General features: G+C 36.6%; 13 protein-coding genes. 1 reads left to right on the forward strand and 12 read right to left on the reverse strand.

Annotation, left to right across the window (positions count from 1 at the left end):
* Positions 1-5: 5 nt before the first annotated feature.
* Genes IGJ03_RS08320 through IGJ03_RS08330 form a run of 3 tightly spaced genes read right to left on the reverse strand, consistent with a single transcriptional unit; the run spans position 6 to position 5,163 of the window.
* A complete protein-coding gene (locus tag IGJ03_RS08320) occupies positions 6-3,149 on the reverse strand; it encodes a glycosyltransferase (protein WP_010824796.1) in 3,144 nt (1,047 codons plus the stop codon).
* Positions 3,139-4,356 (reverse strand): ABC transporter ATP-binding protein, encoded by a 1,218-nt coding sequence (locus IGJ03_RS08325; protein ID WP_002356901.1) that lies wholly within the window; start codon positions 4,354-4,356, stop codon positions 3,139-3,141. Before IGJ03_RS08325 ends, IGJ03_RS08320 begins: the two co-directional genes overlap by 11 nt.
* Positions 4,357-4,368: 12 nt before the next feature.
* Entirely contained in the window at positions 4,369-5,163 is a 795-nt protein-coding gene (locus tag IGJ03_RS08330) for an ABC transporter permease (RefSeq protein ID WP_002356900.1), read from the reverse strand.
* 246 nt (positions 5,164-5,409) lie between these two features.
* Between IGJ03_RS08330 and IGJ03_RS08335 the strand changes: the two genes are divergently transcribed.
* Positions 5,410-5,751 (forward strand): EamA family transporter, encoded by a 342-nt coding sequence (locus tag IGJ03_RS08335; protein ID WP_002356899.1) that lies wholly within the window; start codon positions 5,410-5,412, stop codon positions 5,749-5,751.
* 73 nt (positions 5,752-5,824) lie between these two features.
* Here IGJ03_RS08335 and IGJ03_RS08340 read toward each other — a convergent pair whose 3' ends face one another.
* From IGJ03_RS08340 to IGJ03_RS08380, 9 genes are all read right to left on the reverse strand, one after another.
* Positions 5,825-6,175 carry a DUF2304 domain-containing protein gene (locus IGJ03_RS08340; RefSeq protein ID WP_002356898.1) on the reverse strand — a complete coding sequence of 117 codons (351 nt, stop codon included), beginning with the start codon at positions 6,173-6,175 and terminating at the stop codon, positions 5,825-5,827.
* Positions 6,175-6,900, reverse strand: coding sequence for a glycosyltransferase family 2 protein (locus IGJ03_RS08345; protein ID WP_002366952.1), 726 nt, complete (start codon positions 6,898-6,900; stop codon positions 6,175-6,177). Before IGJ03_RS08345 ends, IGJ03_RS08340 begins: the two co-directional genes overlap by 1 nt.
* Positions 6,901-6,958: 58 nt before the next feature.
* Positions 6,959-7,801 (reverse strand): dTDP-4-dehydrorhamnose reductase, encoded by an 843-nt coding sequence (rfbD, locus tag IGJ03_RS08350; protein WP_002356895.1) that lies wholly within the window; start codon positions 7,799-7,801, stop codon positions 6,959-6,961.
* Between the two features lie 92 nt (positions 7,802-7,893).
* Complete coding sequence (gene rfbB / locus IGJ03_RS08355; protein ID WP_002359895.1) at positions 7,894-8,922, reverse strand: dTDP-glucose 4,6-dehydratase; 1,029 nt, start codon at positions 8,920-8,922, stop codon at positions 7,894-7,896.
* A gap of 24 nt (positions 8,923-8,946) precedes the next feature.
* The gene (rfbC, locus tag IGJ03_RS08360) at positions 8,947-9,519 is read right to left on the reverse strand and encodes a dTDP-4-dehydrorhamnose 3,5-epimerase (protein ID WP_353973680.1); all 573 of its coding nucleotides are present in this window, start codon (positions 9,517-9,519) and stop codon (positions 8,947-8,949) included.
* Between the two features lie 12 nt (positions 9,520-9,531).
* Positions 9,532-10,398 (reverse strand): glucose-1-phosphate thymidylyltransferase RfbA, encoded by an 867-nt coding sequence (gene rfbA / locus IGJ03_RS08365; RefSeq protein WP_002364387.1) that lies wholly within the window; start codon positions 10,396-10,398, stop codon positions 9,532-9,534.
* Between the two features lie 121 nt (positions 10,399-10,519).
* Entirely contained in the window at positions 10,520-11,233 is a 714-nt protein-coding gene (locus IGJ03_RS08370; protein ID WP_002362119.1) for a glycosyltransferase family 2 protein, read from the reverse strand.
* Positions 11,234-11,236: 3 nt separating this feature from the next.
* The gene (locus IGJ03_RS08375; RefSeq protein WP_282897035.1) at positions 11,237-12,064 is read right to left on the reverse strand and encodes a glycosyltransferase; all 828 of its coding nucleotides are present in this window, start codon (positions 12,062-12,064) and stop codon (positions 11,237-11,239) included.
* A complete protein-coding gene (locus IGJ03_RS08380; protein WP_002419750.1) occupies positions 12,064-12,852 on the reverse strand; it encodes a glycosyltransferase family 2 protein in 789 nt (262 codons plus the stop codon). Before IGJ03_RS08380 ends, IGJ03_RS08375 begins: the two co-directional genes overlap by 1 nt.
* Positions 12,853-12,870 lie beyond the last annotated feature (18 nt).

Consider the following 12,870-nt stretch of genomic DNA (forward strand, 5'->3'; position numbering starts at 1 on the left):
TCTCCTTATAGATGTTTCGGATTTCGGTAGGGATCAACTAAAGCTTCCGCGGTCCATTTTTCCGCAAGTTCTTTATAAGATCCTTTTTTATCATGGTTTTGCATTTTTTCGTCTGCTTTCAAAATTGCATAGGACACATATACATTTCGTTTACCAGCGCTAGCAAATTGTAACGATAAATCGACACCCATCCATTCTTTTCCTAAGCTTTCGTTAATTCCTTCTAAATTTAGGTAAAGTTGTTTGTTGAATAGTAAGCAGTCTTCAGTTGCTGCTTGAATATTTCTTGGTAAAGCAATTCTGTAATAGTAACCTAAGCTTTTACCAGGGGTGCCTTTTTCAGGATAAAGTAATCGACCTTTGTCTGTATCAACTGATACTCCCACTGTTTCCACGCGATAGCGTGCGTCAACTACGCGGCCAGTCACTAAACCAGAGGTCTCTTGTTGACCAATGTTCATTAACTCTTTTAACCAATCATTTTTCGTTGGTACCAATCCAGCATTTAATAAAGCCACATATTCTCCCTTAGCAGCTTGAATCATGCCATGACGAGTTTCTGTTGAAACATAACGAAGACGGTCATTTTGGATATTTATTTGATTCTCGAAGCGTGCAGGCAATAGAATTTCATAATTTGTATAGGCAGTTTTTTCTAATAATTGACGTAAGTAACTACTCATATTCTCTGTATCATTCGTAATAATCAATGATACCATCGGCACATGATCATAAAGATAGTTAATTTTATAGGAACCATAAAATTCGGCAATCTCTACTTGTGCTTTTAAGCCACGGCGTTCCGTTGCCGCTTGGACCGCTTTTTGACCAGCTACATAGGCGTAACCTTTGCTTTCAGGGTTTAGAGCAGTCGATGATTCAATGGCACGCCAATGATACATCATACCAGGAATATGCTTGATTTTCGTTGCTTGTTCCGTTGCTCGCAATACGAAATCATAGTCTTGAGCGCCGTTATATGCTGAATTCAATCCGCCTACTTTTTCTAATAAATCACGTTTCACAACAACAAAGTGTGTAATGTAATTATGGTTTAAAATCAGTTCTGGATTCCAGTCTGATTTGTAAAACGCGTTGAAGCGACGACCATTTTCTGTAATTTTATCTTCATCAGTATAAAGAAAATCAATCGTTGGGTCTGTATTTAAAGCTTTGACCACTTCATATAATGCTTGTGGCGCTAATTCATCATCGTTATCCATGAAACCAACAAAATCGCCAGTAGCAATCGACAAAGCTGAGTTAGTTGCTTCTGAAATATGTCCGTTTTCTTCGCGATAAATAACTTTGATTCGTTGATCTAGTTCTTTATATTTTTCTAGCATGGGCTTAATATGTTCGCTTGGCGATGCATCATCTGCTAAACATAACTCCCAATTTTCATAGTACTGATTTTGTAAAGAAGAGACACATGCTGCAAGCCATTTTTCTTCGACATTATAAACAGGCACAGCGACAGAAATTTTAGGCTGAAATTGGAACGTTTTAATTTCCGCTAAAACTGCTTCCACGTCAACAGGGGCTTCTGCTTTTTCTTGTCGTTTAAAGTACCACTTCACTGAGCCCATGAAACCACGTGTCTGAATCGAACGCCATGCTCGATCAAATTTCGTGCCTGGTTGAACCATGTTTGGACGCTCCACCACGTATTGAACCTTCTGGCCTGATTTGGTGTCAATGTTTAGCGTGTAGGCTGGTAAATCTTCTGGATCTTTAATCGTAATGACAAAACCATAATCTTGATCGCCTTCTAATTCAAACATATCAATAACATCCCGACGATATTCTGTTTCCACCGTATAAGTGACTGATTCACTAGCTTCTGCAATGCTGAATCTTAGCGGATAATTTGTTTGTTTGTCATACGCCCACCCTCTGATAACAGAAACGTTATTCTCTACATCGCGAGCAATATCATCGATGGTTAAATTAATCATTTTATCAAATTTAGTTAACGTGATTCGTTTATATTTTCCAGTAGGCATAGGGGCAGTCTCCGTCTGTTTATTCATTTCTTCTAAAAATTGATTTCTTTCATCTAACAGTGCATGAATAAAGGTATTTTCACGTTCTGAATAGTTGCCTTCAAAGAAATAATCAATGTCTACTGTCAGGTCTTTGCCTGCCATTTGTGCATCGGTTACTTCGATTACAGGGACTTGCGTATCTAAGAAATAATAGATATTCTCTTGTACCAGAAAAGCATTCGTGGCTGCGACTGGGACTGTCTCCCCGTCTATCGTCATGGATAATTTGACAATTGCCCCCGTTAAACTTGGGAATAATTTTATCAGTTGGACGTCTTCTGGTATCTTCAGTTGGAACTGTTTTGTTTCAGGTTTTTGTAAATCAACCGGTTGATCCAACTCAGTCTCTTTTTCTTCGCCGCAATTAATTAAAATATGAACGTTTTTTTCATTGTATGAATTTACTGGTGTCACTCGCTCTGGCTGTTCTACCGGTTCAGCAGTCAAGGCAAAAAAGTACTGATACACTTCACCAAAGGGACGCGCTTTAAAAGCTGCTTGCACTTCTACAGGTAACGCTTCATATGTCGTAGGAATTTCGTTGTAGCCAACTTGATTAAATGTAAAATCTTCTTTGGCAATGTATAAACCAACTTCTGCAAAAACTTTTTCAAATCCTTCTTGTAAATAGAATGATTTATGCGTAGCATCCAACAGCCCAGTTTCATTCCACGTTAAACGATTATTAAATAAATCAATTAAGACCGAATTATGCGCCAAATTAGGGAACGTGATTAAAATTTGACCGCCTGGTTTTAAAAATGGTTTAACTTTTGCTAAGGCGCTTTGAGGATTCATTAAATGTTCCAACACATCCGCAAAAACGATATAATCAAACGTCTTACCAGCAAAGTATTCGACCCAATCATTTTCATCAATATTGCCATAAAAGGCATCTGTTGAAAATTGACTGACATGATCATAAAGTTCTTTGTCTAATTCAACAATTGAGACCTGGCACTTTTTTTCTTCCATCAAATAGCTAGTCATTCGCCCATTACCTGGACCAAATTCCAAGACATCACTATTTTCTTTGATTTGTGCTACGATTTTCCCAACACTGGTACTCTCGTCTGTTTCCATTTCAAAATCATACTTCATCTTTTGTCGTATCCTTCCATTTATGATCTAAGATGACAATTCCTTCTCCGGCATAACGACCGGTAATAAACATCGTCACGTATTTTGTTTTGTAGACTAATGGGACTGTTGCATGTTCCTCAAAGAAAGCAATATCAAAATAATATTCACCTGTTAATAATGACATTTTTTCATATTCTAAATAAAAAACATTCCGTCCTTTTTTCCAAGGAATTTGCACGCCATCTAATAACGTATTTAAGCCACAGACATAATGGTTGTCCACTGTTCGAATAGCGACCCCACAAACAGGCTTCTTAATTTGGTCGTTTTTGACAGTATATTCAATTTTTACAATCACTTTTTCATCTTGCGTTACCATTTCTAATGGTTCATAATCCGCATTTAAAAGTTCCGCATGATCCACTTCAATAATATCTGGTGTTGGGGTTTCATCTTTCATGGTCGCTTCGCGGTCAACCGTTTTAATTGATTTCTTTTTCAAAAAGTTTTCGTAGTTGGTCGTCACGTCCATCGTATCTCCATATTCAACGACTTTCCCGTGTTGCAACCAAAAAGTTCTGTCACAAAAACGACGAATGGAGTTTACATCGTGAGAAACAAATAAAATTGTTTTACCAGAATTTTTAATTTCCGTAAATTTTTCCATACATTTTAATTGAAACTCTAAATCCCCGACTGCCAACGCTTCATCGACAATTAAAATATCGGGATCCACGTTAATAGCTACCGCAAATGCCAAGCGGACAAACATACCACTAGAGTACGTTTTAACTGGTTGATACAAATGATCGCCGATGTCAGCAAAATCAATGACATCTTGGACACGCTCTTCCATCTCTTCTCGGGAAAAACCTAGGACCATTCCATTTAAGAAAATATTTTCATATCCTGAATATTCAGGGTTAAAACCTGAACCTAATTCAAGCAACGCTGAAATTTTCCCATTAATCACCATGGACCCGGAGGTTGGCGTTAATACCCCTGTAATAATTTTTAACATGGTTGATTTCCCAGAGCCATTTTCGCCGACAAAGCCAATCATCTCGCCTTTTTTAATTTGCATCGTGACATCGTCTAACGCATAAAACAAATCGTGGTAGGATTTTTTTGTTGGACTAAGCGCTTCTTTAAACCGATCGGACGGCTTTTTATACATGTTGTATGTTTTGGTAATATGTTGGATATCGATTGCATATTCTGACATGTCGTTCTCTCCTTATAGTACATCTGAAAAATGTGGTTTTAAGCGTCTAAACACGGTTGAGCCAATTAATAGTAAAACAATAGTAACTCCCCAGAAATATAAGCTATATTGCCAATGTTCCCAGAACCATGCACCGCCTAAATAAGATTCGCGGTATCCTTGAACAATATAATATAATGGATTGATTTTTAAGATTGTCGCAATCATTCCAGTTGGTTGCCATAAAATTGGCAATGTCCACATAACTGTTTGCATAATGATATTGATAAATTGCATAATATCAGGTAAAAATGGTTGTGTTGAAGCAGTAATCCACGTAATTGCTGTTAAAAAGACTAATAAACAAGCTAAGTAGTAAATTAATTGCAAACTGTACAGACTTGGGTAATAACCGTTAGCTGTAGTAATTACAAAACCAATTAGAATGAAAAACAAGTGGGTGTACAAGTTCGATAAAATTTTAGACGTTGGTAAAATTTGTACATTAAACACAACTTTTTTAACTAAATAACTATATTCACGAAACACATTCGTGGCTGATAATAACGAATCTGAAAAGAAGAACCAAGGTACCATCCCTGTTACTAAATAGACAATGAATGGCATATTGTCGCCAGCTCTAGAACGAAGGCCTACAGAAAAGACAAACCAATACGTCAAAACAGTTACTAATGGCGTTAAAAACGCCCAGACAATTCCTAGTGCTGAACCAGCATACTTGGCCTTAAAATCATTAAATGAAAATTGTAATAACAATTTTTTGTTCTGAAAAATATTCTTGAAAATTGAAAATGTTTCTTTAAACATATACTTATTCCTTCCATAATAAACTATTTTTATCTAAAATTTTTGGATACAAAAATGCCATTTTAAACAACATTTCTATTTTATCGATAAACGCCTAGCTTTTCAATAGTAGACCCCTTTTTATAAAGAAAAATTTAACTGATTTCGCTATATTAAAAAATCTTGTCCAATTTTTAGGAGATTATGCTACAATAATGGAGGTCTTGCATTTTTTGCACGGAAACTATTTTTGAGAGAAGGGAAATTATGGTTCTTTTTATTATTTACGTATTTCTGTCTTCTGCTGGTCTGGTCTTATTTAAACTAGGTTCTAGCAGTTTGAACATCCAACTCCAACAAACAATCTTTTCAATGAATATCTCACTTATATCTTTATTAGGTTTATTTTGTTATTTAATTAGTTTTATTTTATGGATGTTAATTATTAGTCGTTCCGATGTTTCTTACATTGTTCCCTTAGGCGTTGCCTGTACAAACATCGCTATTTTAATTGCTTCAAATCTTATTCTAAAAGAGACAATTACAACGAATGCCCTTATTGGTGCTGTGGTTATTATTGTCGGCATTGTGATTATGAATCTTAAATAAAAAAGATCGCTATTCATTGAGCTGACCCTTAAAAATTAGACTTTCAGGTCCAACTTTTAAGGGTCACTACACATTAGCGATCTTTTTTATTTTCTTCAGATTTCATGATAGATAATTCCTGCAATAATGTTTTAATGCGATTTTCGTGTTTTGAAATCAACACAGAATTTTTAATTTCCATAATTAAAAGGACAATCACCGCAGCTGATAATAAGAAGTTTGATGTTGTTTCAAACCCAAAGGCCATTGCTAACCATTCTGCCACATGCGGGAAAATAGCAAAAATAATTAAGACAATTGAGATTAATAACCAAATCAAAGCATTTTTTAGGAGAAAAATATTTTTATTAATCCCTCGAATAATGTATAAGAAAAAGCCAATTGCAAATAAAAATAAAGCTAGCCATAACACGGTTGGTAGCATTAATCTCCCTCCTTCATAAAGGCAGCAATCAGAATTGCTGAGCCGACTTCCAGCATATACTTCACAGAAGCCAAGGCACGAATCGAAGAAACACCACCAAGCCGTTCCATCATATTGACAGGTCTTTCAACAATCACAAAGCGTTTTTTAATTAAGTGAACAATCGATTCTGGCTCGGGATAATTTGTCGGATAACGCTTTGCAAAAAAAGCAATCACTTTCCGATTTCCTGCTCGATAACCAGAAGTCACATCATAAATTGTTTTACCAGAAGCCATTCGAATACAAAAGGATAACAAACGAATACCAAAACGGCGCATTTTCGTACTTTGAAAAGCCGCTTCGTTTCCAGGAATGAAACGAGAGCCAATCGAAAAATCACATTTACCCTCTGCTAATGGTTCCAGTAAAATAGGTAAACTATTGATATCATGCTGACCATCACCATCAAACTGAACCGCCACATCATACTCATTTTCTAAGGCATATTTATAGCCGGTCTGTACCGCCCCGCCAATACCTAAATTCAACACTAAATGAATGGCATTAATTTGGTTGGCTTCTAAAATTTGTTTGGTTCCATCTGTCGAGCCATCATTAATTACCACATAATCCAATTCATGTTGAAAATGCGTAACTTCCTGTTTAAATGTTTCAATGGAAGCAATCGTCCGCAAAATGTTTTCTTCCTCATTGTAAGCAGGAATGATTAAAAGTACCTTCATAAAGAGAAACACCTTTCCACTTTTTCTCTAACAAAACCCCTCACTTACACAAAACAATTTATTGTTGAACATTTTCTAACATTTGTGCTAAGGCTTCTTGCCAAGTAGGAATTTTAAAGCCTAACGCTTCTGTTTTACTTAAATCCATGACAGAATATTGTGGTCTTTGCGCCTTTTGTGGAAATTGAGTTGAATCCACTGGCAGTACTTCCACTTCAGTATCTTTTAAAATTTCTTTAGCAAACTGATACCAGCTACAGCTGTTTTCATTAGACAAATGATAAACACCAAATGGCGCTTTTTCTGCAATAACAAATGCCATAAATTCGGCTAACGTTCTTGTCCAAGTTGGGCGGCCAAACTGATCGTCCACTACCGTTAGTTGGTCTCTTGTTTCCGCTAATTTTTGCATGGTAAAGACAAAGTTATGACCGTATTGACCAAATACCCATGATGTTCGAATAATATAATAGTCGTCCAGGATTTCTTGGACCGCTTGTTCACCTAATAACTTCGTCCGACCATACTCATTTAAAGGATTCGGTTGATCATCAATCGCATAGACGCCTTCTTTTTTAGTTCCATCAAAAATATAATCTGTACTTACGTAAACAAGTGTCGCCCCCACTGCTTTAGCAGCTTCTGCAACATGACGTGTGCCATCTACATTCACTTTTTCATCTAATTCCTTGCCTTCGTCTTCTGCTTTATCAACAGCTGTATAAGCAGCACAATGATAAATGACGCTTGGTTGAATTTCTTTCACTTTTGCCAACGTACTATCCGCATCAGTAATATCTAATTCTGTGGAATCCGTTGAAACATACTCAATTCCTTGTTCGTCTAATAGGTGACGTAATTCTGTGCCCAATTGGCCATTTCCACCAGTAATTAAAATCATTTTTTTCGCTCCTTCTTGAAAAAAAGGCAGGGCAAAGTAGCTTTTGTACTTTGCCATCGCCTTTCGACTGTTATCTCACATGTCAGAAAAAATTACTGACCATTTTGTGCATATTTTGCTTCAACAGCTTCTTTATCTGCACGCCACCAGTCTTCATTTTCTGTATACCACTTGATTGTTTCTGCCAAGCCTTCACGGAAATTCGTGAATTCTGGTTCCCAACCTAATTCTTCGCGTAATCTGGTTGAATCAATCGCATAACGTAAGTCATGTCCTGCACGATCGTTGACATGCTCATAGGCATCAACAGGTTGTCCCATTAATTCTAAAATTAATTCCATCACTGTTTTATTGTCTTCTTCACCATCGGCTCCAATTAAATACGTTTCGCCAATTTGTCCTTTTGTTAAAATTGCCCAAACAGCCGAAGAATGGTCGTTTGTATGAATCCAGTCACGAACATTTTTACCAGCACCATAAAGTTTTGGTGTAATGCCACTTAAGACATTGGTAATTTGACGAGGAATAAATTTTTCAATATGTTGATATGGCCCATAGTTATTTGAACAATTTGAAATTGTTGCTTGTAAGTTGAAAGAACGAACCCACGCTTTGACTAACAAGTCAGAGCCTGCTTTTGTTGAAGAATAAGGACTTGAAGGATTGTAAGGCGTTTCGGCAGTGAATTTTTCCCCTTCGCCTTCTCCATGTCCTGGTAAATCTTCTCTTAAAGGTAAATCGCCATAAACTTCATCAGTCGATACATGGTGGTAACGAACATTGTTTTTACGACAAGCTTCGATCAATGTGTACGTCCCAATCAGATTGGTTTGTACAAATGGGAATGGGTCGTTTAATGAGTTGTCGTTATGCGATTCAGCAGCATAGTGAACAACCGCATCTGTTTCAGCGACTAAACGATTAACTAATTCAGCATCAGCGATATCTCCTACGACTAATTCCACGCGATCACTCGGTAGACCTTCAAGATTTTTTTCATTTCCTGCATACGTTAATTTATCTAATACAGTTACATGAACTTCTGGATGATTCTTTACAACATAATGAACAAAATTTGAGCCGATAAAACCAGCTCCACCTGTTACGATGATTTTTTTCATAATTGAAACTCTCCTACTTTTTTCTTAAATTTCGCCATAGATAAACGGATTTTCCGCTTCAAATTCTTTTAAGGTTGGATGTTTTTGATCCTTTTCTGACGTAATCGCTTTTTCTGGCGCAATTGGCCAATCAATAGCTAACGCTGGATCGTTAAAATCAATACCGCCGTCTGCTGCCGCATTGTAGTAATTGTCACACTTGTACATAAAATTCACGTTCGGTGTCAAGGTGACAAAACCATGAGCAAAACCTTTTGGTACTAAAAGCTGACGGTGATTATGTTCTGATAAAATGTAGCCTTCCCATTGACCATAGGTTGGACTCCCTTTACGAATATCAACAATCACATCTAATACCGCACCTGTTACAACGCGAATTAGTTTTGTTTGCGCAGCTTCGCCTTTTTGAAAATGCAATCCACGCAAGACACCTGCTTCTGTTGATAATGAATGATTATCTTGGACAAAGTCAAAGTCTAATCCATGTTCTGCAAATTTAGCTTTGGAATAACTTTCTGTAAAAAAGCCACGATGATCACCGAAAACATCCATTTCGATAATTTTGACATCTTGTAATTTTGTATCAATAACTTTCACGTTTCTTCGCTCCTATTCTGCTGCTAAACGTAGCAAGTATTGGCCGTAGCCATTTTTCTTCAATGGTTGTGCCAATTCTACCAATTGTTCTTTTGTAATATAGCCCATTCGATAAGCAATTTCTTCCAAACAAGCGACTTTTAAATTTTGACGTTTTTCAATTGTTTCAATAAATGTTGACGCTTCTAATAAGGATTCGTGTGTGCCTGTATCTAACCAAGCAAAGCCACGGCCCATTACCTCAACAGAAAGTTTATTTTTTTCAAGGTAGACTTTATTAACGTCTGTTATTTCTAATTCCCCACGTTCTGACGGTTTGATCCCTTTCGCAATTTCAACCACTTCATTGTCGTAAAAATACAAACCTGTCACTGCGTAATTTGACTTCGGTTGTGCTGGTTTTTCTTCAATAGAAAGCGCCCGCATCTCTTCATCAAATTCTACCACGCCGAAACGCTCTGGATCATTTACATGGTAACCAAAGACTGTTGCCCCTGACTCTTTAGAAGCCGCTCGTTGCAACATTTTTGATAAGCCACCACCATAATAAATATTGTCCCCTAAAACTAAGCAGACACTATCATCACCAATGAATTCTTCACCAATAATAAATGCTTGCGCCAAACCATCTGGGCTTTCTTGCACCGCGTATTCGATATGAATGCCTAAATCATGGCCATCACCGAATAAGCTTTCAAAACGTGGTGTATCTTCTGGTGTAGAGATAATCAAAATTTCATTAATTCCCGCCAACATTAACGTTGACATTGGGTAATAAATCATTGGTTTGTCGTAAATTGGCATTAATTGTTTTGATGTTGCTTTTGTTAACGGATATAAGCGTGTCCCGCTTCCGCCTGCTAAAATAATTCCTTTCATGAACAATCTCCTTAAATACTTCTATTTTTAGTTTCTATAAAACCAAATATCCTTCCCTATTATCGCATTAAGCATAGGGTTTGTCATGTTTTTTACGTAAATTTTACAAATCTGTAAAAGTTTAGCGTTGTTCCTTTAAACGCTGATGTAAAGCTTTTAATAAATTCACACGCCAATTTAATTTTTGTTGGAAACTTGTTTTGGTAATAATAGGGCTGACATTCGCTCCATGTCTTCGGTAAAGCACTAATGGTTCTTTAATGAGACCCGTTTGCTTCTTCCGTGCAGCTAATAAGCCAATCCACATATCATGCATAGGAACTTCTGGCGGAATGGGTAAAATGACGTTTTTCATCTCTTGACGAAAGGCCATACCTGCCCCAATATAGCCACTTTTTATCGCATTTCGCCAAAACCCTGGTTTGACTTTTCGAAACTTAAAATAAGAGGGATTGGTAACTTGTAAATCCGCATCAACAATTTTCAAGTCACTAATAACCACTTGGATGTCAGGGTGCGTTTCAAAATATTCTGTCACTGTCGTTACTTTATTTGGCAACCAAACGTCATCTTGATCTGCTAAAAATATTACTTCACCTTTCGTATGCGTAAGCGCAAATGCAAAATTAGCAATCACTCCTTGCCCTGGACCTTGTAACAATTGAATTTGGGGATAATTCGCTGCATACGTTCTCAAAATTTCCAACGTATGATCAGTAGAACCATCATCTGAAATAATTAGTTCATCTTCTTCACTGACTTGTAAAAGAATACTATCTAATTGTTCCGCGAGATATTTTTCTCCATTATATGTCGCAATACAAACTGAGATCATAGATTATCCTTTCATTAACTTGAGAAATTCTGCCAATGTTTGCCGCCAAATTTGGCGATTTTTGACAGTTAAAAATTGCTTACTACTGCGTAAAAATAAATGGCGTCGATGATGGGAAAACTTTTCTTGATCATATCGACGATAAAATAACGTTTCTGCTTCAATAATAGAGCGATAACGTTGAGGACTCATTGTACGATAATCTAAAACAGACAATTCTTGTTTTAGGTGGATTGGTAAGACTTCAATCTTTTTATTGGCTTGATTCAATTGATAAAAGAACCAATGATCTAAATAGTCCAAAGGAAATTCTTCCGAAAATCCTTCCAACCAGCGCAGTGTTTCTGCCGTAATGACTGTACCAGAATTGATAGCCATCAACGATTGGTTGGCTATCCCTGCTGTTGGCTTTGCTCCTTTAAGTCCAACATATTGATCACTATAAACTGGCGAAATTTGTTGTCCATTTGCTTCTACAATTGGAACATAGACTGCCACAGTCGGATCTAACGGCATGATGATCAACGTATCAAAATAAGAAGCTGGCACTTCTGTGTCTTGGTCAAGGAGCAACAATAATTCACATTGATTCGTTTGACTAAAAGCAATCGCTTCATTATAAGCGGTCGCTAGGCCTGGATTATCAGGATTATGTCGATAAGTAACATTTTGTTGTAAAAATAATGCATCTTCTTGAGGAAGTGGACTGTTGTCATAAATAAATAAGTGCAATTGGGGATGATTTACCACTTCTTTTAATAACAAATAATTCGGCGTATCAGCCATTTTCATTTGATATAAGACGATGACTACCGCTAATCTTTGACTCATTAAAAGAACCTCCAGCCCCATTTGTTAAAAAATTTCCCCATTGATTGCATAAAGATTTTAAACAATTTACGACTTTTATGGGCGCCCTTTTCATACATGTGAACAACCGTTTCAAAAGGCGTATAGAGAATCCGATAGCCTGCTTTGCCAAAGCGTAAACATAAATCGTTGTCTTCGAAGTACATGAAGAAACGTTCATCGAACCCACCAATTTCAACGAATTTTTCACGATCAATCAACATAAAACAGCCTGAGCCCATTTTAATATCCGTTGTTTCTGTATCCGACAAATCGCGACATTCATAAATACTCAAACGTTTATCAAAAATTTTCTTTACAAATTGAAAGGGAATAAAACGTAACATATAATCGAAGACATCTAATTTTTGACGAACTAAATATTGCGTCGTGCCATCTTCATTTAACACTTTAGGGCTAACGACTGCAATGTTCTTATCTATTTTGATACGGTCTAATAGACGATCAAGCACGTCTTTAGTAACCAAAACATCGGGATTAAAAATAATTGCATACTTTGTCGAAGCATTGAATAACACTTGATTATGACCATGACCAAACCCTTGATTTTCTTCAGCGCGATGGATAGTAATAAATGGTTCATATGTTGTTAATTTTTCAAGATACGCTGTTTCAGAATGATTGTCATAGATATGAATATCATAGATACTATTAGTACCTAGTTCGGCTTTTAATTGGTCTAATACATTAAAAATGTAACGACTATTATAAGTGACAATCGAGATTGTTACCATTTCTTGCATGCTCATTTCTCCTTACTACTGAAA

Source organism: Enterococcus sp. DIV1315a, from assembly GCF_051712325.1.
GTDB lineage: Bacteria > Bacillota > Bacilli > Lactobacillales > Enterococcaceae > Enterococcus > Enterococcus faecalis.

What these genes read in the sequence shown, in the direction of transcription:
- rfbA (WP_002364387.1), bottom strand. Translation starts at nt 10,398, where the DNA reads ATGAAAGGAATTATTTTAGCAGGCGGAAGCGGGACACGCTTATATCCG.
- IGJ03_RS08330 (WP_002356900.1), bottom strand. Translation starts at nt 5,163, where the DNA reads ATGTTTAAAGAAACATTTTCAATTTTCAAGAATATTTTTCAGAACAAA.
- IGJ03_RS08345 (WP_002366952.1), bottom strand. Translation starts at nt 6,900, where the DNA reads ATGAAGGTACTTTTAATCATTCCTGCTTACAATGAGGAAGAAAACATT.
- IGJ03_RS08320 (WP_010824796.1), bottom strand. Translation starts at nt 3,149, where the DNA reads ATGAAGTATGATTTTGAAATGGAAACAGACGAGAGTACCAGTGTTGGG.
- IGJ03_RS08325 (WP_002356901.1), bottom strand. Translation starts at nt 4,356, where the DNA reads ATGTCAGAATATGCAATCGATATCCAACATATTACCAAAACATACAAC.
- IGJ03_RS08335 (WP_002356899.1), top strand. Translation starts at nt 5,410, where the DNA reads ATGGTTCTTTTTATTATTTACGTATTTCTGTCTTCTGCTGGTCTGGTC.
- rfbD (WP_002356895.1), bottom strand. Translation starts at nt 7,801, where the DNA reads ATGATTTTAATTACTGGTGGAAATGGCCAATTGGGCACAGAATTACGT.
- IGJ03_RS08370 (WP_002362119.1), bottom strand. Translation starts at nt 11,233, where the DNA reads ATGATCTCAGTTTGTATTGCGACATATAATGGAGAAAAATATCTCGCG.
- IGJ03_RS08375 (WP_282897035.1), bottom strand. Translation starts at nt 12,064, where the DNA reads ATGAGTCAAAGATTAGCGGTAGTCATCGTCTTATATCAAATGAAAATG.
- IGJ03_RS08380 (WP_002419750.1), bottom strand. Translation starts at nt 12,852, where the DNA reads ATGAGCATGCAAGAAATGGTAACAATCTCGATTGTCACTTATAATAGT.
- rfbB (WP_002359895.1), bottom strand. Translation starts at nt 8,922, where the DNA reads ATGAAAAAAATCATCGTAACAGGTGGAGCTGGTTTTATCGGCTCAAAT.
- IGJ03_RS08340 (WP_002356898.1), bottom strand. Translation starts at nt 6,175, where the DNA reads ATGCTACCAACCGTGTTATGGCTAGCTTTATTTTTATTTGCAATTGGC.